16 protein-coding genes are annotated in these 21,933 nt (G+C 71.4%); 6 read left to right on the top strand and 10 right to left on the bottom strand.

Annotation, left to right across the window (positions count from 1 at the left end):
* Nucleotides 1-84 precede the first annotated feature (84 nt).
* Nucleotides 85-846: a hypothetical protein gene (locus OG858_RS36825; protein ID WP_086746793.1), complete on the top strand. Its 762-nt coding sequence runs from the start codon at nt 85-87 to the stop codon at nt 844-846.
* A 107-nt stretch (nt 847-953) separates the two neighbouring features.
* Nucleotides 954-2,552, top strand: coding sequence for an alpha/beta fold hydrolase (locus tag OG858_RS36820; protein ID WP_319319057.1), 1,599 nt, complete (start codon nt 954-956; stop codon nt 2,550-2,552).
* Nucleotides 2,553-2,707: 155 nt separating this feature from the next.
* On the opposite strand, the gene OG858_RS36815 is transcribed toward OG858_RS36820, so the two are convergent.
* Nucleotides 2,708-3,451, bottom strand: a complete 744-nt coding sequence (locus OG858_RS36815; RefSeq protein WP_086746791.1) for an amino acid ABC transporter ATP-binding protein — start codon at nt 3,449-3,451, stop codon at nt 2,708-2,710.
* 182 nt (nt 3,452-3,633) lie between these two features.
* Nucleotides 3,634-4,083 carry a DUF6278 family protein gene (locus OG858_RS36810; protein ID WP_319064182.1) on the bottom strand — a complete coding sequence of 150 codons (450 nt, stop codon included), beginning with the start codon at nt 4,081-4,083 and terminating at the stop codon, nt 3,634-3,636.
* A gap of 183 nt (nt 4,084-4,266) precedes the next feature.
* Between OG858_RS36810 and OG858_RS36805 the strand changes: the two genes are divergently transcribed.
* Complete coding sequence (locus OG858_RS36805) at nt 4,267-6,057, top strand: SGNH/GDSL hydrolase family protein (RefSeq protein WP_319319068.1); 1,791 nt, start codon at nt 4,267-4,269, stop codon at nt 6,055-6,057.
* 24 nt (nt 6,058-6,081) lie between these two features.
* Here OG858_RS36805 and OG858_RS36800 read toward each other — a convergent pair whose 3' ends face one another.
* The 5 genes from OG858_RS36800 to OG858_RS36780 all read right to left on the bottom strand — a co-directional run bounded on the left by OG858_RS36800 (nt 6,082) and on the right by OG858_RS36780 (nt 9,713).
* Entirely contained in the window at nt 6,082-6,861 is a 780-nt protein-coding gene (locus OG858_RS36800; protein WP_086746789.1) for an exodeoxyribonuclease III, read from the bottom strand.
* 71 nt (nt 6,862-6,932) lie between these two features.
* Complete coding sequence (locus OG858_RS36795) at nt 6,933-7,568, bottom strand: MBL fold metallo-hydrolase (RefSeq protein ID WP_086746788.1); 636 nt, start codon at nt 7,566-7,568, stop codon at nt 6,933-6,935.
* Nucleotides 7,569-7,632: 64 nt separating this feature from the next.
* Complete coding sequence (pcaDC, locus tag OG858_RS36790; RefSeq protein WP_319261440.1) at nt 7,633-8,931, bottom strand: bifunctional 3-oxoadipate enol-lactonase/4-carboxymuconolactone decarboxylase PcaDC; 1,299 nt, start codon at nt 8,929-8,931, stop codon at nt 7,633-7,635.
* A 95-nt stretch (nt 8,932-9,026) separates the two neighbouring features.
* Nucleotides 9,027-9,383 (bottom strand): hypothetical protein, encoded by a 357-nt coding sequence (locus OG858_RS36785; protein WP_179200890.1) that lies wholly within the window; start codon nt 9,381-9,383, stop codon nt 9,027-9,029.
* Nucleotides 9,384-9,404: 21 nt separating this feature from the next.
* A complete protein-coding gene (locus OG858_RS36780) occupies nt 9,405-9,713 on the bottom strand; it encodes a site-specific integrase (protein WP_086747505.1) in 309 nt (102 codons plus the stop codon).
* Between the two features lie 1,169 nt (nt 9,714-10,882).
* On the opposite strand from OG858_RS36780, the gene OG858_RS36775 reads away from it, so the two are divergent.
* Entirely contained in the window at nt 10,883-13,186 is a 2,304-nt protein-coding gene (locus OG858_RS36775; protein WP_319064195.1) for an ATP-binding protein, read from the top strand.
* Nucleotides 13,187-13,286: 100 nt separating this feature from the next.
* The gene (locus OG858_RS36770; RefSeq protein WP_319064196.1) at nt 13,287-14,213 is read left to right on the top strand and encodes a ribosome-inactivating family protein; all 927 of its coding nucleotides are present in this window, start codon (nt 13,287-13,289) and stop codon (nt 14,211-14,213) included.
* On the opposite strand, the gene OG858_RS48310 is transcribed toward OG858_RS36770, so the two are convergent.
* Nucleotides 14,126-14,713, bottom strand: a complete 588-nt coding sequence (locus OG858_RS48310; RefSeq protein WP_408059451.1) for a response regulator — start codon at nt 14,711-14,713, stop codon at nt 14,126-14,128. The genes OG858_RS36770 and OG858_RS48310 overlap by 88 nt on opposite strands.
* A 172-nt stretch (nt 14,714-14,885) precedes the next feature.
* Between OG858_RS48310 and OG858_RS36760 the strand changes: the two genes are divergently transcribed.
* Nucleotides 14,886-15,599 carry a PepSY domain-containing protein gene (locus OG858_RS36760; RefSeq protein ID WP_328544033.1) on the top strand — a complete coding sequence of 238 codons (714 nt, stop codon included), beginning with the start codon at nt 14,886-14,888 and terminating at the stop codon, nt 15,597-15,599.
* 457 nt (nt 15,600-16,056) lie between these two features.
* Here OG858_RS36760 and OG858_RS36755 read toward each other — a convergent pair whose 3' ends face one another.
* Nucleotides 16,057-17,835, bottom strand: a complete 1,779-nt coding sequence (locus OG858_RS36755; RefSeq protein WP_408059450.1) for an SWIM zinc finger family protein — start codon at nt 17,833-17,835, stop codon at nt 16,057-16,059.
* 1,178 nt (nt 17,836-19,013) lie between these two features.
* The gene (locus tag OG858_RS36750; RefSeq protein ID WP_319064199.1) at nt 19,014-21,851 is read right to left on the bottom strand and encodes a DEAD/DEAH box helicase; all 2,838 of its coding nucleotides are present in this window, start codon (nt 21,849-21,851) and stop codon (nt 19,014-19,016) included.
* Between the last annotated feature and the right edge of the window lie 82 nt (nt 21,852-21,933).

The raw sequence follows: 21,933 nt of genomic DNA, 5'->3' as shown, positions 1-21,933 counted from the left end.
ACCAGGACACCGGGCATGGAATCGGACAGGGATTCAGACAGGGGTTCGGACAGTATTCGGCCGCGCCCGCTACCATGCGCGGCCATGAATGACGACGTGCGCAATATCGTCCTCGGCGTGATCGCGGCGGGGCTCAGTGCCTCCCTGGGCTGGTTCTTCCGGACGTACCTGTGGAAGCGGAAACTCCGCCGCAAGCAGACGTTCTTCGGGCTGCCCGACAACTCCGAGTCCTTGTTGGTGGTCAGCCGCGATCCGTCCACCGCGAATCTGGCGGTGCATCGCTTCGACGTGTTCGCGCTGCTGGAGCTGTCCGCACTGATCAAGGACTGCGGCGCGCACGCACAGATCATCACGCAGGACGCCGCCCAGCAGGGCTTCGGCGAGCGCACCGAGTTCTGCGTGGGAGGCCCCGGTTCGAACCGCCGCATGGCTGCCCACATAGCCGCCATGCTGCCGGGCATCCATTTCAACCTCGACCCCGAGCCCGGCCCCGACCGGGCCGCCCTGCACGTCGGCAGCGAGCGGTACCGTCTGGACCCCGGCATCACCGAGCACGTCATCCTGGCCCGGCTCACCACCGGCCAGCCGGACCAGGCCCGGCCCGTCTTCCTCTTCTGCGGCCAGCGCGCGATCACCAACCAGGCCGCCACCCGCTACCTCGCCCGCAACCACGAGCGGCTCCACCGCAAGTACGGCACCGGCAGCTTCGTGCTCCTCCTGAAGGTCGTCAACTCCCAGGCGTACGGTCCCGATGTGGTCGAGCTCGTCTCGGACGTCACCCGCGCCGCCCAGACCCCGGCACCGTCGCCGTCGGCCCCGGCACAGATCTCGCACCGCGCCTCCTAGTTCACGGCTGAATGTTACCGTCACGTAACTTACCGGGGAGTTACTTCCGGTAAGGGTGTCCGGTTACCGTCGGGTCACTTTGCACTTACACGAGTGAGGAGCGACCCATGAGACACCCGCACGGCACCACATCGCGTACAGCCAGGGCTCTGCGTACGAGCGCCGTGGGCGCCGTCTCGGCCACCCTGGTCGCCGGCACGGCCCTCGGCCTCGCCCCCGCCGCCCAGGCGGCATCCGGTTCCACCGCTGCGCCCACCACCCGCTTCGTCGACATCAAGGGCGACGGCGGCACGGTCCTCAAGGTCAATGTCGTCGCACCCGCCGACACCTCGCGCGCGTACCCGCTCCTCGTGCTGCCCACGAGCTGGGGCCTTCCCCGGATCGAGTATCTGGCCCAGGCGCGGAAACTCGCCGACGCCGGTTACGTCGTGGTCAGTTACAACGTCCGCGGCTTCTGGGAGTCCGGCGGATACATAGAGGTCGCGGGGCCACCCGACACCGCCGACGCGTCCAAGGTGATCGACTGGGCCCTCGCCAACACCCCGGCCGACGCCGAGCGCATCGGCATGGCGGGACTGTCCTACGGGGCGGGCATCAGCCTGCTCACCGCCGCGCACGACAAGCGCGTCAAGGCGGTCGCCGCGCTGAGCGGCTGGGCGGACCTGATCGACTCGATCTACGGTGGACGCACCCAGCACCTCCAGGCGGCCGCCCTGCTGGACGGCGCCGGACGGATCACCGGCCGCCAGGGCCCCGAACTCCAGCAGATCTTCGAGAACTTCTACGCCTCCAACCTGGCCAAGGAGGAGGACATGATCGCCTGGGGGAAGAAACGTTCCCCCGGGACCTATCTGGACCAGCTCAACACCAACGGCACGGCGGTCATGCTCGCCAACGCCTGGGGCGACTCGATCTTCCCGCCCAACCAGTACGCCGACTTCTACGAGAAGCTCACCGGCCCCAAGCGGCTGGAGCTGCGCCCCGGCGACCACGCCACCACGGAGGCGACCGGTCTGTTCGGGCTGCCCAACGACGTGTGGACGGACACGCAGCGCTGGTTCGACCGCTACCTCAAGGGCACACCCAACGGCATCGACCGCGAGCAGCCCGTCCGGCTCAAGTCCCGTACGGGCGGCGCCTTCGAGGGCTATCCGGACTGGAAGTCGGTCACCGCGACCCGCGAGAAGATCGCCCTGACGAGCGGCACCACGATCCGCGCGAACATCGACTCGGGCGCGAACGGAGGCGTCGTCTTCCTCTCCAGCATCCTCGACCAAGTGGCCCAACTCCCGCCCGTGGCCTCGATTCCGCTGCTGCCGCGCCGCTGGGCGGCCGTGTGGCAGTCGGAGAAGTACGCCAAGGCGCAGGCCGTGCGGGGTACCGCCGAGCTGCACACCACGGTCACGGCCACCAAGGAGAGCGGCACCCTCGTCGCCTACCTGTACGACGTGGGCCCGCTCGGCCTCGGGAAGCTGGTCAGCCACGCGCCGTACACCTTCCACGGCCAGACGCCCGGCAAGCCGTTCGGCGTGGACCTGGAGCTGCTCTCCACGGCCTACGACGTTCCGGCGGGCCACCGTCTCGCCCTGGTCGTCGACACGGTCGACCCGCTCTACATCGAGCACAACCCGACCGGCGCGCAGCTGACCTTCTCCTCGCCGCCGAACGACCCGTCGTACGTGTCGATCCCGCTGCGCGAGCAGTGATCTCCGGCTGCTGCCGGACGGGCCTGGCCCCTGGCTACTGCGTGCCTGGCAGCAGCGTCCCTGTTTCGGCCGGGGTGGCGTCCACGGCCTCGCTCACCCCAAGTGGATGAACCGCTCATCGTAGTCGAGGCCCGCGCCCGGTCCAGCGGCGGTGGTCAGTGCTTGAGAATCTTGGAGAGGAAATCCTTGGCACGGTCGCTCTCCGGGTTGGTGAAGAAACCGTCCGGAGTGCGGTCCTCGACGATACGGCCGTCGGCCATGAAGACGACACGGTTGGCCGCGGAGCGGGCGAAGCCCATCTCATGGGTGACGACGACCATGGTCATGCCCTCACGCGCCAACTGCTGCATGACTTCGAGGACTTCGTTGATCATCTCCGGGTCGAGGGCCGAGGTCGGCTCGTCGAACAGCATGACCTTGGGGTCCATGGCGAGGGCGCGGGCGATGGCCACGCGCTGCTGCTGGCCGCCGGAGAGCTGCGCCGGGTACTTCGGTGCCTGGTCGGCGAGGCCGACACGGTCGAGGAGTTCGCGGGAGCGCCTGTCGGCGTCCTCCTTCTTCCGTTTGCGGACCTTGACCTGACCGAGCGACACATTCTGCAGGACCGTCTTGTGCGCGAAGAGGTTGAACGCCTGGAAGACCATGCCGACGTCCGCGCGGAGGGCCGCGAGGCTCTTGCCCTCGTCCGGCAGCGGCTGCCCGTCGAGCAGGATCGTGCCGGAGTGAATGGGCTCCAGCCGGTTGATCGCCCTGCACAGCGTCGACTTCCCCGACCCCGACGGGCCGATGACCACGACCACCTCCCCCTTGCCGACGGTGAGGTCGATGTCCTGCAGGACATGCAGCTCGCCGAAGTACTTGTTCACGTCGCGCATCTCGATCAGCGGATCGACCGCCATGCCCTGCCCGCCCTACTCGCTCTCGGCCGTGTCATGTTGTGTCGTGTCGCAGGTGCCGCAAACTATCCGGACGGATGTTGCCCCCGGGGACGACACGCACTGTCAGGGATTAGCCGTATTTTCAGGAATCGGCCGCGTCGGAGGCGGTGCGGGAGACTGCGCGGGGACAGCGCGGGAGGCCGTCACCCTTCCGCGACCTCGGCGTACAGCTGGGACAGTTCCGGTGCGCCGCTCGCGGCCCACTCCTGACCGGCCTCGACCACGTCGATCTCACGACCGGACGCCAGGCGCACCACGGGCTGCCCGTTGGGCCAGATCTCCCAGCGGGCGCCCGGCACGGTCCGTACGACGACCGTGCCCAGATAGAGCCCGGCGTCGTTCCCGAGCCAGGCCTGGGTCTCCTCGTCGTCGCGCCAGCGCGGGACGAGCTGGTCCAGGGCTTCCAACGAGGTCGCGGAGTCGTCCAGTCGAACACCGACCTGTGTGGCCTGCGCGCGCAGCAGTTCGCATTCGGAGAGAAGTTCGGCGAGTCCTTCGTGACCGTCGTCGTCACCGTCGCCGCCGGTGAACACCGCGACCCCGAAGGCGGGGTCACGCCTCTTGCGCCAGTTGCCCAGGAAAGAGATGTTCATGCGCTCAGCGTGTCATCCACATCACCGTTCGCACCACAGGCGCGCGGGGACACCTGTTCGACGGGAGTTCGCCCGCAGTTGGTGCACGCCTCATCGGCGGGTTCCTGACGCCTCATTGGCTTCGTGGGGTATCTGTCGTCTCATCGTTGTACCGGTGCCGCATCCGTGGTCATCGTCGCCATCGTGGTCATCAGCGAGTGGGAGGGGTCGCGCGTGCGCCGACGCGTCTGGGGAACGGCCGTCGTACTTGCGCTCCTGGCGACGGTCGCACCCGTCGCCACCGCCCGAGCCGCCGGCGACGGGGTGCCCGAACCGGCGACGCTGGAGCGCCTCTTCGACAACCGTGCGGTCAGCGACGACGCGCAGCCCGCCGAGGCCGACTTCGACGGCTCCGGCGGTTCCCTCTCCGCCGCCGACCTGACGGCCGCCGGGTGGACACCCGGGCGCGCGCTGACCGTTCAGGGCGCGCGTCTGACCTGGCCGCGCCGCACGGCGGGCGAGCCCGACAACGTACGCGCCGCCGGCCAGTCCGTCCGGGTACGGGGCCGTGGCGACGCCCTCGCCTTCCTCGTCGCCTCCACGGGCGGCACCGAAGCCACCGGCACCGGGACGGTCCGCTACACGAACGGCGCCCGCTCCGCGTACCGTCTCACCGCCCCGGACTGGCGCACCGGCCCGCTCGCCACCAAGGCCGTGGCGCTCCCCCACATCAACACGCCCGGCGGTCAACTCGTCGAGAAGGCACGGCTGTACGTCGTCACCGTGCCGGTCACGCGGGGCCGCGAGGTCGCCTCCGTGACCCTGCCGCGCCACCGGGACCTGCATGTGTTCGATGTGTCGGTGCGCCCCGAGTCACTCGGCTGGACCGGCGGTTGGGCCGCGTCCCCCTCCGGCTACACGGCCGTCGGCCCCTGGACCGACCGGACGCTGCGGCTCGTCGTCCACACCTCGGCGGGCGGGCCCCGGGTGCGGATCCGGCTCGACAACACCTTCGCGTCGGCACCGGTACGAATGGGAAGCGCGACGGTGGCGTCGCAGGCGGCGGGAGCGACCGCCCGGCGCACGCCTGTGGCGCTGACGTTCGGGGGCGCGGCGGGCACCGAGATCCCGGCGGGCGCGCAGGCGTTCAGCGACCCGCTGGGCTTCGAGGTGCCGCCGGACAGCAACCTGCTGGTGAGCTTCCACCTGCCGGGCACGGTGACGGCCGCACCCGTGCACCGGCTCGCCCAGCAGACGTCGTACCTGAGCGGACCGGGCGACCACGCGGGCGACGCCTCGGCGTCCGCGTACACCTCGACGCTCACGACCTGGCCGCTGCTGACCGGTGTGGACGTGGGCGGCGGGCCGGGCTCCGTCGTGCTCCTCGGGGACTCGATCACCGATGGCGAGAAGTCGACGGTCGACGGGAACCGGCGGTGGCCGGACGTGCTGGCCGGGCGGCTGCTGAGCCAGGACGAGGTCCCCCGCTACGGGGTCCTCAACCAGGGGATCTCGGCGAACCGTGTGGTCACCGACCGCTACCCCGGCGACGGTGTCTCCACCGACACGGGCGGTGTGAGCGCCCTGCACCGCCTCGACCGTGACGTCCTCGCACAGACCTCCGCCCGTACCGTCGTCGTCTTCCAGGGCGTCAACGACGTCCGCTGGGGCGCGACGGCGGACGAGGTCGTCGCCGGGCTGCGGGAGATCGCGGCCCGGGGTCACGAGCGGGGCCTGCGCGTGCTCGTGGCGACGATCGTGCCGTGCGAGGGCGAGGCCCGGTGCACACCCGCCGCCGACGCCCAGCGGGTCGCGGTGAACGAGTGGATCCGGGGCGACGAGGACTTCGACGGGGTCCTCGACTTCGACGTGGTACTGCGCGACCCCGACCGCCCGGCCCGGCTGCTTCCCGTGTACGACAGCGGGGACCATCTGCATCCGAACGAGGCCGGGCTGGCCGCGCTGGCCGAGTCGGTGGACCTGAAGCTCCTCTGAGGCCGACGGGGAACTCCCCGGGAACTACACCTCCAGGTCCACCACGACCGGCGCGTGGTCCGACGCCCCCTTGCCCTTGCGCTCCTCGCGGTCCACGTACGAGTCGGTCACGGCCTTCGCGAACGCCTCGTTGCCGTAGACCAGGTCGATGCGCATGCCTCGGTTCTTGGGGAAGCAGAGCTGGCGGTAGTCCCAGTACGTGAAGGGGTGCTCGTACTTGAGGGGGCGCGGGACGACGTCGGAGAGGCCGGCTTCACGGAGGGAGGCGAGGGCGGCGCGCTCTGCGGGGGTGACGTGGGTGAGGCCCTCGAAGGCGGCGACGTCGTACACGTCGTCGTCCGTCGGCGCCACGTTGTAGTCGCCCAGGACGGCGAAGGGGCGGCTGCCTGCCGCGTCACCGGCGACGGCGGCCTTGAGCGCCTCGAACCACTGGAGCTTGTACGCGTAGTGCGGGTGGTCGACCTCGCGGCCGTTCGGCACGTACACCGACCAGACGCGGACCGGGCCGCAGGTCGCGGAGAGGGCGCGGGGCTCCTCGACGCCGTCGTAGCCGGGGTCTCCGGGAAGGCCCTTGACCACGTCCTCCAGGCCCACCCGGGAGATCACCGCCACGCCGTTCCACCGGCCCGTCGCGTGCACCGCCACCTCGTAGCCCGCCTCGCGCAGCGCGTCGAACGGGAAGCCGTCCTCGGCGATCTTGGCCTCCTGGAGGCAGAGCACGTCCGTGCCGCTGCTCTCCAGCCAGGCCAGGAGCCTCGGGAGGCGGGCGGTGATCGAGTTCACGTTCCAGGTCGCGATGCGCATGCCTCACAACCTACCGGGCGGGTCTGACAACGCCGGTTCCGCCTGGTCGTGGGCGACGACGTGCCCGTCGCTCAGACGTCCGCCGAGGTACCGGGAGCCAGGCGCAGGTGCTCCGCGCCGCCCAGAGCGCCGATCTGGCGGTCGTAGATGGGGCGGGCGAGGTCGGTGAGGAGAGCGTCGTGGATGTCGTACGCGCGCTGGGGCTTGACCTCGCGGACGTAGTCGATGACCTCGGAGATCTTGTTCCAGGGGGCCATGACGGGGAGCATCAGCGTCTCGACGGCGTGGTCGGGGACGGTGAGGGCGTCGCCGGGGTGGAAGACGCGGCCGCCGTCGACGAGGTAGCCGACGTTGGTGATGCGCGGGATGTCCGGGTGGATGACGGCGTGGAGTTCGCCGTGGACCTGGACGTCGAAGCCCGCGGCGGTGAACGTGTCGCCGTGGCCGACCGTGTGCACCCGGCCCGGGAAGGCGGCGGAGATCTTCTCGGCGACGGACCGCAGCGTCCAGATCTCGGCGGCCGGATTGCCCTCCAGGGCCGTCCGCAGCCGTCCCTCGTCGAAGTGGTCGGGGTGCTCGTGGGTGACCAGGACGGCGTCCGCGCCGATCGCGGCGTCCTCCTCGCTGAACCCGCCCGGGTCGATGACGAGCGTGCGTCCGTCCTTCTCCAGACGGACACAGGCGTGCGACTTCTTCGTGAGCTTCATGGGTCCATCCTGCCTCCGGCCACCGGTGCCGGGCCCACCGGAGGCCGTCGCTCCCGACCGGGGATCACTCCGCGGGGGTGGTCTCCTCGCGGATGACCTGCTGGGCCACGCGGAACGCGCCGTTCGCGGCCGGCACCCCGCAGTAGACGGCGGCCTGGAGGAGGACTTCCTTGATCTCGTTCGGGGTGAGTCCGTTACGGAGCGCGGCGCGGGTGTGGAAGGCGAGTTCGTCCAGGTGTCCGCCGGCGACGAGGGCGGTCAGCGTGACACAGCTGCGGGAGCGGCGGTCGAGGCCGGGCCGGTCCCAGATCTCGCCCCAGGCGTAGCGGGTGATGAACTCCTGGAAGTCGCCGGAGAACTCGTCCGCCGTGGTCAGCGCCCGGTCGACATGCGCGTCGCCGAGCACCTCGCGGCGGACCTTGAGCCCCGCGTCGTAGGGGTCCGGTCTCCCCTGTGCCTCGGGCTGGGCGGCGGCCGGGGCGATCTCGGCGACCGGTCCGGTCTGCGGCGGGACGGCGGCCAGGGCCGGCTTGACCGGGGCCGCCGGGATGGCGACCTGGCCGGTGGTGGAGTCGTAGGCGGGCTGCCACGCCGTGGAGAAGTGGCGTACGAGAAGGTCGGTGACGGCGGCGGGCTGCTCGACCGGCACGAGGTGCGAGGCGCCGGGGACGACGGCGAGCCGGGCGTCCGGGATGCCCGCGACGAGCGTACGCGCCTCGGCGGGGCCCGTGACCTGGTCGTCGGAGCCGACGAGCACGAGAGTGGGAACGCCGACGCGGCCGAGCTCGGCGCGCACGTCGAACGAGGCGAGCGCCTCGCAGGCGGCGATGTAGCAGCCGGGGTCGGTGGTGCGGACCATCTGCACGGCCCACTCGGTGATCGCGGGCTGCGCCGCCGCGAACCCGCCGGTGAACCAGCGGTCCGGGGACGTACGGGCGATCGGGTCGAGGCCGTTGGTCCGGACGATCACCCCGCGCTGACGGAACTCGTCGGCCGTACCGAAGCGGGGCGAGGCGGCGATCAGCGCGAGCGAGGCGATGCGTTCGGGGTGGCGCAGCGCGAGCTCGACACCGATGGCACCGCCGAGCGCGCAGCCCGCATAGCCGAACCGCTGCACCCCGACGGCGTCGAGCGTGGCCAGCAGCCGGGCAGCCAACTCGGTGACCGAGCCGCCGGGGTAGGCGGGCGCGCCGCCGTGGCCCGGTAGGTCGAAGCGGAAGATCCGCCATTGTTTGGTCAGTTCGGGGACCTGACGGTCCCACATGTGCCATGTGGTACCGAGGGACGGGCCCAAGATCAGGACTGGAGCGTCTTCCGGCCCGTCAAAGCGGTATTGCAGCGTTGAGGTCTGGGCCTCACTCACGAGATCACACCTTCATCTGTCACGATCTGTCACACACTCCCCGCGAGACCTCCCCCATGCCTCCGCTGCTGGAAGCAGGTCGGCCACGTCCGGCTTCACGTACCACTTCTTCGTCGTCTTCGCGTGGGTGTGCCCCGCCCACATGGCAGCAGGTGATCGGGCACACCGCTGTCAGCGAGGTACGTCAAGCGAGACGCTCTGGCATCGTACCGACGGAACCTGCGGAGGCTCTTTGCGTTCATGCCCTTGTACGCACGGACGCGCAACTGCCGCCCGTTCAGCACCACACCGAGTTCACCCACGACCACATACCCGCTGTTCTTGTACCCTTCGCCCGCCGCCAGGCGCTCCTTCGCCTGCCTGGTGCGGAACGCCGTCAGCGCCTCGCGTACGAGGCTCGGGAGCGGCAGCACGCTTTCGCCGGGCATGCCCTTGGTGTCCTTCTTCACCATCCACCACGGTGCGGTTCCCCATCAGGGTCCGCGTGTCGGTGTGATGCTCAGAGTGGCCGCGTGCAGGTCGATGTACGACCGGCGCAGGCCGCAGACCTCCGCCGGGCGCAGACCCATCAGCGAGCGCAGCGGCGGGTGCAGGCGGTCCCCCTCCGTCGCCGTGATGAAGGCGCCCGTCTCCGTGGCGTTCCACGGTTGGACGACCGCCTTCGTCTTCCGCTCCGACTTCCGGGCCTCGAGGGGTATGTGCATGTCGCTCGCCACGTTCACGGTCACGAGGCGGCGCGTCGCGGCCCGGTTCAGGGCGTCCTTCAGCCTGGCCAGACTCATGTCCACGAACGTTACCCCGAGGCTTGTACCGGCTTTCCCGCCGCGCGCACTACCTCCCTGGAGTGCCCACCGCATCCACTCATCCATGTGGCCTTCGGGTGAGTTCCTGGTTGGCCGTGGCCATCGTGCGCGGCTTGTGGGCGCTCCCGACCACCCGCCGGGACTCCGGCCGTTGGCGGAGTTCCTGGGGGCAGAGAACAGCGTCGTGAGACCGGCCGGCGTCGGTCCACGTTTGCCAGCCTGCGGCAGAGTGCGGTGCGGGATCCAACCGCCCCAACCGGTTCGGGACGGGTGACAGTCCGACAGCGCCACGGCCTCCTTCGGACGCAGAACCGCGTCCGGCCCACAGCGGGTGCCGGGGAAGGCGCCGGAGCACCCCTCGGAAGGGCAGGCATGTGCGCCACCTGCAGACCCTTGACGCACGAGCCCCCTCGAACAGTCACTGCGGCTTGGCGCGCCCCTCGGGGCGTGCGGCTTGGCGCCGCGCACCTCGGGGCACAGCACAACGGCGGAAGTGTCCGCGGTCAGCAGGTCGAAGCTCTGCTGCCCGCGTCGAAGAAGCCCGTCCACGCCGACCGACGCCACGGCCGGTCCGGTGCAGCTCCTGCCCACTGACCCAGTCCCCAATATCGGATCTACCCGTGTTATATCTAGACTTAACATGCACACTATCCGTTTCTCCTACCTCGACGCTGTCAAGTGCAACGACGAGGCCCGGACGGACCACGAGTGTTCCCGTGACGATGACGACGTCACGCTCTTGGACTCGTCCGACGCCGACGCACCGCGTGGCGTGTACCCGACTGCCGATGATGACGCGGACGACCGCTCCGTGGGCACTGGCCATCAGCGACTGACGCAACCGGGACGGGAACGGCCGGGGCGAGCAGGACGATGCCGAGGGCACGATCGAGGAGAGGCCCGGCCGGGGGCCGGCGGGGGGATGCCCGCCGAGCTGGAGGCGAACGCACGGGCGGCCGGGAAGATCCGCCTGACCTCGGAGGCAGGCACCGAATGACCGGAGGTCGTCGCCGGCCACACCTCCGGCGGAAACGAGTCGTGCCTCAGGTTCCGCTACCGCCGGGAGTACGAGTCGAGCCGGTGTTTCGCGAAACCGCTCGGCCGGCGCCGGTTCCCGGCGGTCGATGCTCGAAGGAGACAACCGGGACATGACGGTCACGAGGGGAAGGGAGAGCGGCCTGCCTGCTCCGCTCACGAGCTTCGTGGGACGGGGGCGGGAGACCGCTGAGGTGCGGCGTCTTCTGGGGACGGCGCGGCTGGTGACGCTGACCGGGACGGGCGGGGTGGGCAAGACCCGACTGGCCCGGGAGACGGCCGCCGCGTCGGTGAAGGCGTTCCCGGGCGGGGTGTGGCTGATCGGCCTGGCCTCGGTGCACGACCCGGCAGCCGTGCCGGGCGTGGCCTGGGCCGCGCTGGGGCTGTCCGACCAAGGTGGCCGGCCGGTCCGTGAGCAGCTCGCCGCCCATCTGTCCGGGCGTCGGGTGCTGCTGGTACTGGACAACTGCGAGCACCTGCTCGACGCGTGCGCTGAACTGGCACAGGAGCTGCTGGAGACCGCGCCCGGGTTGCGGATCCTGGCCACCAGCCGGGAGCCCTTGGCACTGACGGGTGAACACGTCTTTCCGGTTCCGGCGCTGGACGGGACGGAGGCGGCGGAGCTGTTGCGGGACCGGACCGCGGCGGTGCGCCCCGACTTCCAGGTCACCGACGAGAACAGGGAAACGGTCAGTCGGTTGTGCGCTGATCTGGACGGGCTGCCACTGGCGATCGAGCTGGCCGCCTCCCGGCTGCGCATCCTGTCGGTGGAACAGGTGGTGGAGCGCTTGGAGGACCGGTTCACACTGCTCACGGCCGGCAGCCGCACGGCACGACCGCATCAGCGAACGCTGCGCGCGGCCATCGACTGGAGCTGGGATCTGTGCACCCCCGCGGAGCAGGTGCTGTGGGCCCGGTTGTCGGTGTTCGCCGGGAGTTTCACGCTGGACGCCGTCGAGGACGTCTGCACGGGCGGGGCCGTCGAGGCAGGTGACGTAGTGGACCTGTTGGACAGGCTGGCCAGCCAGTCGTTGGTGGAGTGCGCCCATCGCGGCGCAGTGCCACGTTACCGGCTGCTGGAGACCATTCGTCAGTACGGGTGCGAGCACTTGGCCGACGCCCGCGAGGACCAGCGGCTGCGGCGACGGCACCGTGACTTCTATCTCGCCCTGGTGACGCGCCTCCAGGAGGACTGGCTCGGTCCGCGGCAGGCGGAGATCCTTGCGCGGCTGCGGGACGAGCACAGCAATCTGCTGACGGCCCTGGAGTACCGGAGTGCGAGACCGGCGCCGCATGATGCTTCCGCCTGCAATGACCCGCAGGCCACCCTGGCGCTGGCCGGCGCCCTCATCCACCACTGGGTCGCGGGCGGATTCCTCACCGAGGGGCGCCGACAACTGGAGCGTGCCCTCGCGGAGGCTCCCGGCCCCACCCCGGTGCGGGCTCACGCGTTGATGGCGGCCGCGTTCGTGGCGCAGAACCAGTACGACTTGACGGCAGCGGACGGGTGGCTGGCGGAGGCTGGTGCACTGGCCGAGCAGCTGGGCGAACCAGTCCTGCTCGCCCATGTACGCGGCCACCGAGGTGTGTCGGCACTGTTCCAGGGCCGGATGGAGGAAGCGCTCTCCCACGTGGAACGGGCAGTGGCCGAACACACCGCACTCGGCGACCCGTTCGGCAAGGTGAGCTGGCTGAACACGCTGGCCATCTTCCGCTATGTGGCCGCGGACCCGCGCGCGCCGGAGACCGGTCTGAAGGCGCTCGCGGCCGGGGCGGTACACGGCGAGCGATGGGCCCGTGCTCATCTGCTCATGACGATGGGCCGTCGTGCCTGGACGCTGGGTGAACTGCCGGAGGCCGAGGGCTTGGTGCGGTCTGCGCTGAAGACGCTGCGGGGCTTTGGTGACACCACCGGCGTCGCCAAGATGGTCGAGCAGCTGGCCTGGATCACTGCGTCGGTGGGTGACCATGGCCGGGCCGGCCGTTTACTGGGCGTGGCGCGATCGCTGCGGCACGCCACCGGCGTCACCATCGCCGCGGGCGAGCCGCGGGACATGGAGTACCACGACCGCTGCTCGGCCGAGGTGCGCCAGGCTCTGGGCCGCGCCGGCTACGAGCAGGCGCTGCGGGACGGCGCCGCGCTCGACGACCCCGCCGCAGCCATCGACTACGCCCTGGAACCCGAGGGAGAGACCAGAACCGTTACCGGCCCGGCCGGGGCCGCGCCGCCCGTGAGCCCGCTGACCCGCAGGGAGGAGCAGGTCGCCGCGCTGGTCGCCCAGGGCATGACCAACCGGCGGATCGCCGCCGAGCTCGTGCTCTCACCACGCACCATCGACAGCCACGTCGACCGCATCCTGACCAAGCTCGGCTTCTCCTCCCGGGCCCAGGTCGCCGCGTGGTGGGCGGCGCATTAGGTAGGCGACTAGGTAGCCGTTCCGTAGAACCACCCAAGACGCGGACTCGCCCCCGAGCCAAGCTGGCGCATGTCTCCAACACCTAGCACGGAGGAAAGACATGCCTCGATCTCAGATGCTCTCCAGGTTCCGCCCCTCCACCGTCATTCCGGCCGTACTCGTTGGCGCACTCGCTGTCACCAGCGTGAACGGGCTCGCCACGACACAGCACACCTCGCTCGATCACAAGATCGAGACGGTCGCCAAGGACAAGGCGACCGACGGCTTCAGCTACGACCTGACGACCGGCGTCCACAGTGACTTCGCCAAGCGCTACTCGGCCATCCTCGCGGACATCCGGGGACGGCTCAGGGCCAGCCACCTCTATGGCAGCATGACCCTCACTCGTGACGCGACCGACTACTTCCCCGTCACTCTGGCCTTCGGCCGCAACTCGATCACTCTCGTGTTCAACACGAGGGACCTCTACGTCGTCGGCTGGCGGAACGACGGCACGAACGAGTACTACCGGCTGGGCGAAGGGCCCGCGACCTACGGCATCGCCCACACGACACAGTTGCCGCGCTGGCTCAACTACAACGGCATAGAGTCGGCTGCCGGCATCGGTCGGGGAGATCTCGGCATCTCCATGAGCGCCATCCAGGGATCGATCAACGACCTCGGCAACCTGAACGTCACGTCAGCCGGTCGGGACCAGGCGCGAGCCCTGCTGATCCTCGTCCAGGCCTTCTCCGAGGGTGCCCGCTTCGACTTGATCTCCTCCCACATCCATGACGCGATCACCCACGGCACCAGTTACCACACGGGAACGTCGTCACGGGTCAGCACCGACGGGAACAGCAACCATGCGATGTCGGTGACGGGCTTGGACCTTGAGAACAACTGGGACGGGCTCTCCAGAGAGGCCCAGGAAGCAACGGACAACCACAGGGCCGTGAACTATGCCATCGCAGGCGGCGCCTTCTTCACGCTGGCGGCCATCGACGCCGTGCTGGCCGTGGCCAAGTGGCACAACACAAAGCACTGACCTTGATCGTGGTGTGCAGGTTCCGGTGGTCGTGGCTCGGGCACTGACTGACGCCCTGCTGGGTTGTCCTCCCGTTGTTCTGTCCGGCCGCCGGGGCATGTTCGCATGGCTTCGGCCGGGCGGAACCTGACCTGACAGCGCCTCTGTTTGTCAGGCGGCTGGAGCGAGGTGGTTCCGCTGGTCGCGTTGCATGATCCGGCAGACCACGTTCGGCAGGAGTCGTTTGCGGGCCCTGCGGGCCGCAGACGGCGTCTTCCCCTCACTGATCTTGCGAAGATCGGTACGTCGTGGCCGGCGGCGCGCAGGGCGGCGCACACGCGGTAGCCGTTCATGCCGGGCAGCATGATGTCGAGGATCACGAGGTCGTACGACCCCTCGCTCGCCCGGTGCAGGCCCTCGACGCCGTCGTGGACGACGTCCACGGCGTAGCCCTCGGCCGTCAGTCCCTTGGCCAGCGACACCGCGAGCCGCTTCTCATCTTCCACGATCAACAGGCGCATGCGTTCAGCTTGGCAAACCGAACCTGAAGCGGTCTTCAGGGGGCTTCAGGTCCGCTTCAGCGTCGGTCGGCCAGATTGGTCCTCGTCGAAAGCAGACGAGGCCGACAAGCCGCCTGCAACCGGCGACACCATCCGTTACTGGTTGCAGCCAGTCGCATTCCGGAGGAACCCCATGAAGCGCAACATCGTCATCGCCACCATCACGGCCGTCGCCCTGATCGGCGGCGGCACCGCGACCGCCATCGCGGTAGCGGGTGACGACGAGGCGCCGACGAGGAAGACCGTGTCGGTGGCCAACGACGACAACGACCGCGACGACGTCGACGACACCGCCGACAGCGACGACACGGCCCAGGACCAGGCCGAGGACCAGGCCGAGGACCAGGCCGCCCGCGACACGGACCAGGACGCCGAGGACAAGGCCGAGAACGCCGCCGAGGCGAAGGCCGGCCAGGTCACGGCCGACGACGCGATCAGGACGGCACTGAAGCACAAGGCCGGTACGGCGGTCTCCGCCGACCTCGACGACGAGGGCACGAACCTGGTGTGGGACGTCGACGTGCTGACGGGCGGCGGCAAGTGGTTCAGCGTCCAGGTCGACCCCGGCACCGGCAAGGTCCTCGGCTCGCACGCCGACCGGGACGACGACGGTGACGACGCCGCCGAGACCGAGCAGATCCGGACCGCCCTGAAGGGCAGCTCCGTGACCGCCGCCGAGGCCGCCCAGGCCGCCGCCGCCAAGGGCACGGTGACCTCCGTCGACATCGACGAGGAGAGCACCGACCAGGCCTGGGAGGTCGACACCACCGCCGCCGACGGCACCGGCAGCGACTGGAGGGTCGCCCTCGACTCCGGCAAGCTCACCGCCGACCGCTCCAACGACTGATCAAGGCACACGAACCACCGGAGGTGTGACTCCCGCCGCCGTCGGCCAAGTCACTCCCCCGGAGGACCACGTCTCCCTCCCCCACACAGGGAGACCGCCTCGTCCTCCTCCCCGGGAAGGCCGAAACCTCCACTCCCCCTTGAGGATGGACGCCTTCCCGACCCCGCAGGTAGGGGCACCCGACACCGGGTGCCCCTACTGTCGCGTGCGGGTCGCTCAGTACCGCAACAGGCCTCGTTCGCCGGGTGGGCCTGCGCACCGCCGTCCACAGGCTCGCTCACCGGAACACGTATGCCCCGCCGGGCGGCATACCGCTGCCGGCTCGCCCCGGACTCTACGGATTTCCTGTCGCCGTCGGATGGCGGTCCGCTCCTTGGTACCGTCCGCACGCACACCCCTCACCGCCAGGACAGCGGCCCTTTGCCGGCCGGGTGCGGCCTGTGGCATCGGGCGTCCGTCAGTCGTCGGCGGATCCCAGACCCGTGAGCGCGCCCACCGGGTCGAGGTCCGGTATGCCTCTCGGCCACCAGTCGTCGTGGCCCGGTTCGGACTCGTACGCGTACCAGAGGCCGTCGCGGCCGAGGCGGAGTTGGACGTGGCCGCGGGGGTGGGTGAGGTGGTTGCGCCGGGGGCGGAAGGCCGGGAGGTCGGCGGCGAGGAGAAGGGGGCGGGCGCGGTCGAAGCGGCCGGCCGGCGGGTCCCAGGGCTCCTCCAGGACGGCCAGCCCTTCGAGGCCGCCCTGGCGCCAGGCGGCGACCGCGCGGGCCAGCTCGGCCGGGCTGCGCCCGGTGGCCGCGGCCAGGGAGGAGTAGAGGGCGCGGGTGGTGGCCGTGAGGCCGGAGCCGGGGCGGGCGGCGGCAAGTCGTACCGCGTCCTGCCACAACGTCAGTTCGGCCACCGGGTCGCGTCCCGTGGTGAGCAGCGCGTGCGCGCGGGCGGCCGCGTCGGTGGCCAGCTGGTCCAGCGCGAACGCGTCCGGGCCGCCGGGCACACCCGGGTACACCGGCGGCTGTTCCGGGTGCGGTGGCGGGGGCGACGGGGCGGGCAGCGGCGGGAGCGTGCGCGGGGCGAGGGCGTCGCGGGCACGTACCCCCGCAAGCGGTGCGGGCTCCTGCTCCTGCGCTGCACGCGCCGCACGGGCCGCGTTCCGCCGCGACAACGCGTCGAGCAACTCCCGCTCGCCCCGGCCCCGCAGCAACAACAGCACGAACGGGTCCTCGTCCAGCAACCGCGCCGTCTGATAGCAGAGCGCGGCCGCGTGCTTGCAGGGGTGCCCGAAGTCGGGGCAGCTGCAGCGGGGTTCGAGCTCCCCCGCGCCGGGCAACAGACGCACGCCACGCCCGGCTCCGGCTCCGGCTCCGGCTCCGGCTCCGGCTCCGGCTCCGGCTCCGGCTCCGGTGCCACGGGCTGCTCGGCGTCCGGGTTCGCCACCTACCTCGACTCCGGCTTCGGAGCCGACTTCAGGTCCCGGTCCGGCTTCGGAGCCGGCCTCGGGTCCGGCGAGAGTCTGCGGCAGTTCCTTGTCCAACAGCGCGGCGATGTGGCCCGGTCGCTCCGCCGCCGCGTCCAGGAAGCGATCCCATTCCTCGTCGTCCAGCGTCCGCAGGCGGAGTTGCACCCGGTACGGCCGAGCCCTGCTCCCGTGCACATACGCCAGCACCAGCCCCGGGGTGACGGTGATCGCGTCCACCTGCCCCTTGTCGGCGTAGGCCCGCCCCCGCGCCAACCGGGCCGAGTCCAACGCGCCCTCTTCCAGAGCCGTCACCCACGCGTTGCCCCACCAACTTTCCGCGAACGTCTCCCCGACCGAGGGGCGCGGCGGGAACGGGCGGAAGGTACGCCGCAGTTCGCCGTCCCGGGAGGGGGCGGCCATGGTGCGGGGGACGCGGGGAGCCGCGGGGAGGTCGGTGTCCGGCTGGGGGGTGGCGGGCCGGTCGGGGGCCGACTGCGGGTCGGGTACGGCTGAGGAGTGCTCCCGCCGCGTGGAGGAGCCGCCTGTGGCTGGGGACGCCGGGGACGGGTCGTGCGTGGTGGGGCCCGGAACGGTGGGGCCATGGGACACACGGTCCCGCGTCACGCCCTCGCGAGGTGGCGGTGGCGGTGGCTCACGGAACTCACCCTCCGCCGAACCACCACCGTCCCACTCGCTGTTGGTGCCCACGATGGAGATCTCGTCGAGTTCCGGCCCGGGTTCCGGCCGGGGTTCCGGCCCGGGTTCCGGTTCATCGGAGGGCAATTTGAAGGCATCGGCGAGCAGTTCGCGTACGTCCCGAACCTGGCTTCCCGTAGCCCGGTCTCCGGACGCCCCACCTGGAGCCCGATCTTCACCTGAGGCCGGATCTCCCGGGCCCTGAACTCCAGGTGCCCGGCCTGCTCCGGCATCGCCTCCCTGGCCCCGCTGCTCCCGCAACCGGGTCGGTGATGGGCCCGCGGTCCCTCCCGAAGTCCTGCCCCCCGTGCCCACAGCCCCGGCACGAGCGCCCTCCGCCTCTTCCCGGGCCCGCTCGGCGGCATCGCGTGCGGCCCGCAAGGCTTCCCGGGCGATGTCGCCGGGGCGAGCGCCGGGCTTCGCGGCCGCACGGGGGCGAGCGCCGGACATGCCTCCCTCACCGGGGCGAGCAGTGGGCGGGGTCGTCTCACCGGGCCGCCCACCGGGCATGGGTCCGTCGGGCATGGTTCCGTCGGGCATGGTTCCGTCATCGGCCCGGGAACCGGGCTGCGGCTCCTCGCCGGGTCGGTCACCGTGCCTGGTCGTCTCGTGGGTCCGAGCAGCGGTACCAGGCCCCTCACCGGACCGGGAGTCCCCGGCCTCGGCAGAAGCACGCTCCCCCGCCCGACTGTCAGGTGCGCTTCGCGTCACCGACCCGGGCACACCCGGCTCCACCACCGACTCGACCGCGCTCTGGCCTCCGACCGACTCAGCCGCGCCACGCTCCCCCCTCGGCTCCTCAAGGCCGGCCGCCCTGGACTGCGCAGCCCTCCGCAACGCCTCCCGGGCCACGTCACCCGGCCGAGCGGCGGTCTGGGGGGCCGTCCGAGTCCCGGACGCCTCCCCGGGCCTTGTCGTTCCCGCACCCGGCGAAGAGCCCGAGCCCCGCTGATCCCCGGCCTCGGCCCCGTACCTGTCACGTTCCCGCGCCGCCCGCAACGCCCGGCGGGCCGCGTCGGCGGGACGGGGCCCGGTGCCGTGATCCGGCCCGTCCGCTCCCTCGGGACCTGCCGCGACCTCGGCCGCGGCGGTATCCGCCCCGTCGGACGGCGATACCCCTTCGCTCTCCGTCCGAAGGCTCCCCGGCTCCTCCGCGTCCCCCGCCGAAGGAGGCACGCCGGGCGCGGAACCGACGGCCCCGTCCTCTGCCCGCACGTCCTCCCAGGCACGCCTCTGCGCACCCTCCGGCGTCCCTGCTCCCCCGCTCACGCAGGCCTCCGCAACGACACCAGGTCGGTCAGCTCCCGGTCACCCAGCTCCGTGAGAGCCGCCTCGCCCGAGCCGAGGACGGCGTCGGAGAGGGCCCGCTTGGATTCCAGCATCTCGGCGATGCGATCCTCGACGGTGCCCTCGGTGATGAGGCGGTGCACTTGGACGGGCTGGGTCTGGCCGATGCGGTAGGCGCGGTCGGTGGCCTGCTCCTCGACGGCCGGGTTCCACCAGCGGTCGAAGTGGACGACGTGGCCCGCGCGGGTGAGGTTCAGGCCGGTTCCGGCCGCCTTGAGGGACAGGACCAGGACCGGCGTCGCCCCGCTCTGGAACCGGTCCACCATGTGCTCGCGCTCCTTGACCGGTGTGCCGCCGTGCAGCAGCTCGACCGGGACGGCGCGGGCGGCGAGGTGCGCGGTGATCAGGCGGGCCATGCCGACGTACTGGGTGAAGACCAGCGCGGAGCCGTCCTCGGAGAGAAGCGTGTCCAACAGCTCGTCCAGCAGGGCCAGTTTGCCGGAGCGGGCGGCGAAACGGTCTCCGGTGGCAACGCCCGCCTCCTCCTTCAGATACAGCGCCGGGTGGTCGCAGATCTGCTTGAGGGCACCGAGGAGTTTCAGGACCAGGCCCCGCCGGGCGATGCCCTCCGCCGTCTCGATGGCGAGCAGCGACTCGCGGACCACCGCCTCGTACAGGGCGGCCTGTTCGCGGGTGAGGGGGACGGGGTGGTCGGTCTCGGTCTTGGGCGGGAGTTCGGGGACGATGCCCGGGTCGGACTTCTTGCGGCGGAGGAGGAAGGGGCGGACCAGGCGGGCGAGGCGGGTCACGGCCTCGCCGTCCTCGCCGTTCTCCACGGCGCGGGCGTGGCGGGCGCGGAAGGACTTCAGCGGGCCCAGGAGCCCTGGGGTCGTCCAGTCGAGGAGGGCCCAGAGCTCGGAGAGGTTGTTCTCGACCGGGGTGCCGGTGAGGGCCACGCGCGCGGGCGTCGGGATCGTGCGCAGGGCCTTCGCCGTCGCCGAGTAGGGGTTCTTGACGTGCTGGGCCTCGTCGGCGACGACCATGCCCCACTCCTGCTGGGCCAGGTGTGGGGCCGTCGAGCGCATGGTGCCGTAGGTGGTGAGGACGAAGCCGTCGGCGAGGTCGTCCAGGGTGCGGTCGGGGCCGTGGAAGCGGCGGACGGGCACGCCGGGGGCGAAGCGGGTGATCTCGCGCTGCCAGTTGCCCAGCAGGGAGGCGGGGCAGACGACCAGCGTGGGTTCGGGGCGGGCCCGGCGCAGGTGGAGGGCGATGACCGTGATCGTCTTGCCGAGGCCCATGTCGTCGGCGAGGCAACCGCCGAGACCTAGGGAGGTCATGAGGTCCAGCCAGGCCAGGCCCCGGAGTTGGTAGTCGCGGAGGGTGGCCGCGAGGCCGTCTGGCGGTTCCGCCGTGCCGATCCCCGCTGTCAGACGGTCCCGGAGGGCCGCGAGCGCGCCCACCGGCACCGCCTCCACCGTCTCGCCGTCGATCTCGGCGGTGCCGGAGAGGGCCGCGGACAGGGCGTCCACCGGGTCGAGCAGGCCCAGTTCGCGTTTGCGGGCCTTGCGGACGAGGGCAGGGTCGACGAGGACCCACTGGTCGCGCAGGCGCACGATCGGGCGGTGGGCCTCGGCGAGGGTGTCCATCTCGGCCTCGGTGAGCGGGTCGCCGCCGAGGGCCAACTGCCAGCGGAACCGCAGCAGTTCCTCGCTCTCGAAGAAGCCGGTGCCGTCCGTGGCGGAGCCGGGCGCGGTGCTCACCTCGGCGCGGGCGCTCAGATCGTGGGCCAGGTCCCGGGGCCAGTGCACGGCGACGCCTGCCGCGCCCAGCCGGGTCGCGGCGACGCCGAGCAGGTCGGACAGCTCGTCCTCGGAGAGGGCGAGGACGTCGGGGACGTCCTGCTCGGAGAGCCGGTCCAGGGGCGGCCAGACGCGGGCCGCACGCCGTACGGCGAGGGCGGCGTCCACCCGCGCGCGGGGCCCGAACGCCGCGTCCGCGTCACCCGCCCACAGCGCGGCGGCGTCGACGACGAGGGTGGGGTCGGCGAGGCTGTGCACCTGGACGACGGCCGCGCCCGCCCGCGAGGCCCCTTCGCTGTCGTCGAAGAGGTTGTGCGCCGCCAGGTCGAGGCGCAGGGAGATACGGACGCCCGCGTCCATGCCGGCGGCGACCTCGGCGGCCCAGTCGCGGGCGTGCGGCAGTCGCTGGCCGGTGTGCGCGGCGAACGGTTTCCCGGAGACGTACGGCGCCGCCGGGCCGCGTGGCAGCGTGTCGGCGACCGCGTCCAGGAAGGACCGCATCAGCGGCTCCGGCTCGGGCAGCCGCAGCGGTCCCCCGCCGGGCAGCGGGACCGCGTGGCCTTCGTACGGCAGTGCCGCGGCGACGGCCCTGAGGTGCGCGATGTCGTCCGGGTCGAGCGGTCCCGCCCGCCACGCGTCGTACCCCTCGGCGGTCAGTCCCGGCAGCAGCCGCCCCCGGGCGATCAGTCGCAGCGCGTGCAGTGCGGCCGCGCCCCAGCAGGCCGTGGCGGGGTGGGCGGCGGGGTCGCGCCCTGCGCGGGTGAGCAGGGGGAGGGCTTCGCCGACCGGCAGGCACAGGGCGGGGACGGTGCCTCTGCGGGCTCCGGAGCCGTGCTGCCGTACGACCGTGAGGTCCTCGGTGTCTCCCGGCGGCGGCTCGCCGCCCGCCGGGTCCCAGAACGCGAACCGGCTGTGGCGGGGCAGCGGAGCCGGGAGGAAGACGGCGGCGAGCCGGACGGGGACGGCCGTCCGTGCGGGGAGGGCCGGGGCGGCCTCGGGTACAGCCATGTCCCGCATACGTCCGGTCACCTCCCGCTCTTCGGTCGGATGAGCCGTTTCCTGTGCGGCTCCGATCAGCTGTCTCCGACTCTACGGGCGG

This window comes from Streptomyces europaeiscabiei (genome assembly GCF_036346855.1).
In the GTDB taxonomy this organism is placed as follows: domain Bacteria; phylum Actinomycetota; class Actinomycetes; order Streptomycetales; family Streptomycetaceae; genus Streptomyces; species Streptomyces europaeiscabiei.
This window is presented reverse-complemented; position numbering and strand designations above follow the sequence as displayed.

Coding starts and splice junctions, on each gene's coding strand:
- OG858_RS36825 (WP_086746793.1), top strand. CDS start 85: ATGAATGACGACGTGCGCAATATCGTCCTCGGCGTGATCGCGGCGGGG.
- OG858_RS36820 (WP_319319057.1), top strand. CDS start 954: ATGAGACACCCGCACGGCACCACATCGCGTACAGCCAGGGCTCTGCGT.
- OG858_RS36815 (WP_086746791.1), bottom strand. CDS start 3,451: ATGGCGGTCGATCCGCTGATCGAGATGCGCGACGTGAACAAGTACTTC.
- OG858_RS36810 (WP_319064182.1), bottom strand. CDS start 4,083: ATGAACATCTCTTTCCTGGGCAACTGGCGCAAGAGGCGTGACCCCGCC.
- OG858_RS36800 (WP_086746789.1), bottom strand. CDS start 6,861: ATGCGCATCGCGACCTGGAACGTGAACTCGATCACCGCCCGCCTCCCG.
- OG858_RS36795 (WP_086746788.1), bottom strand. CDS start 7,568: ATGAAGCTCACGAAGAAGTCGCACGCCTGTGTCCGTCTGGAGAAGGAC.
- OG858_RS36785 (WP_179200890.1), bottom strand. CDS start 9,383: ATGGTGAAGAAGGACACCAAGGGCATGCCCGGCGAAAGCGTGCTGCCG.
- OG858_RS36780 (WP_086747505.1), bottom strand. CDS start 9,713: ATGAGTCTGGCCAGGCTGAAGGACGCCCTGAACCGGGCCGCGACGCGC.
- OG858_RS36775 (WP_319064195.1), top strand. CDS start 10,883: ATGACGGTCACGAGGGGAAGGGAGAGCGGCCTGCCTGCTCCGCTCACG.
- OG858_RS36770 (WP_319064196.1), top strand. CDS start 13,287: ATGCCTCGATCTCAGATGCTCTCCAGGTTCCGCCCCTCCACCGTCATT.
- OG858_RS48310 (WP_408059451.1), bottom strand. CDS start 14,713: ATGCGCCTGTTGATCGTGGAAGATGAGAAGCGGCTCGCGGTGTCGCTG.
- OG858_RS36760 (WP_328544033.1), top strand. CDS start 14,886: ATGAAGCGCAACATCGTCATCGCCACCATCACGGCCGTCGCCCTGATC.
- OG858_RS36750 (WP_319064199.1), bottom strand. CDS start 21,851: ATGCGGGACATGGCTGTACCCGAGGCCGCCCCGGCCCTCCCCGCACGG.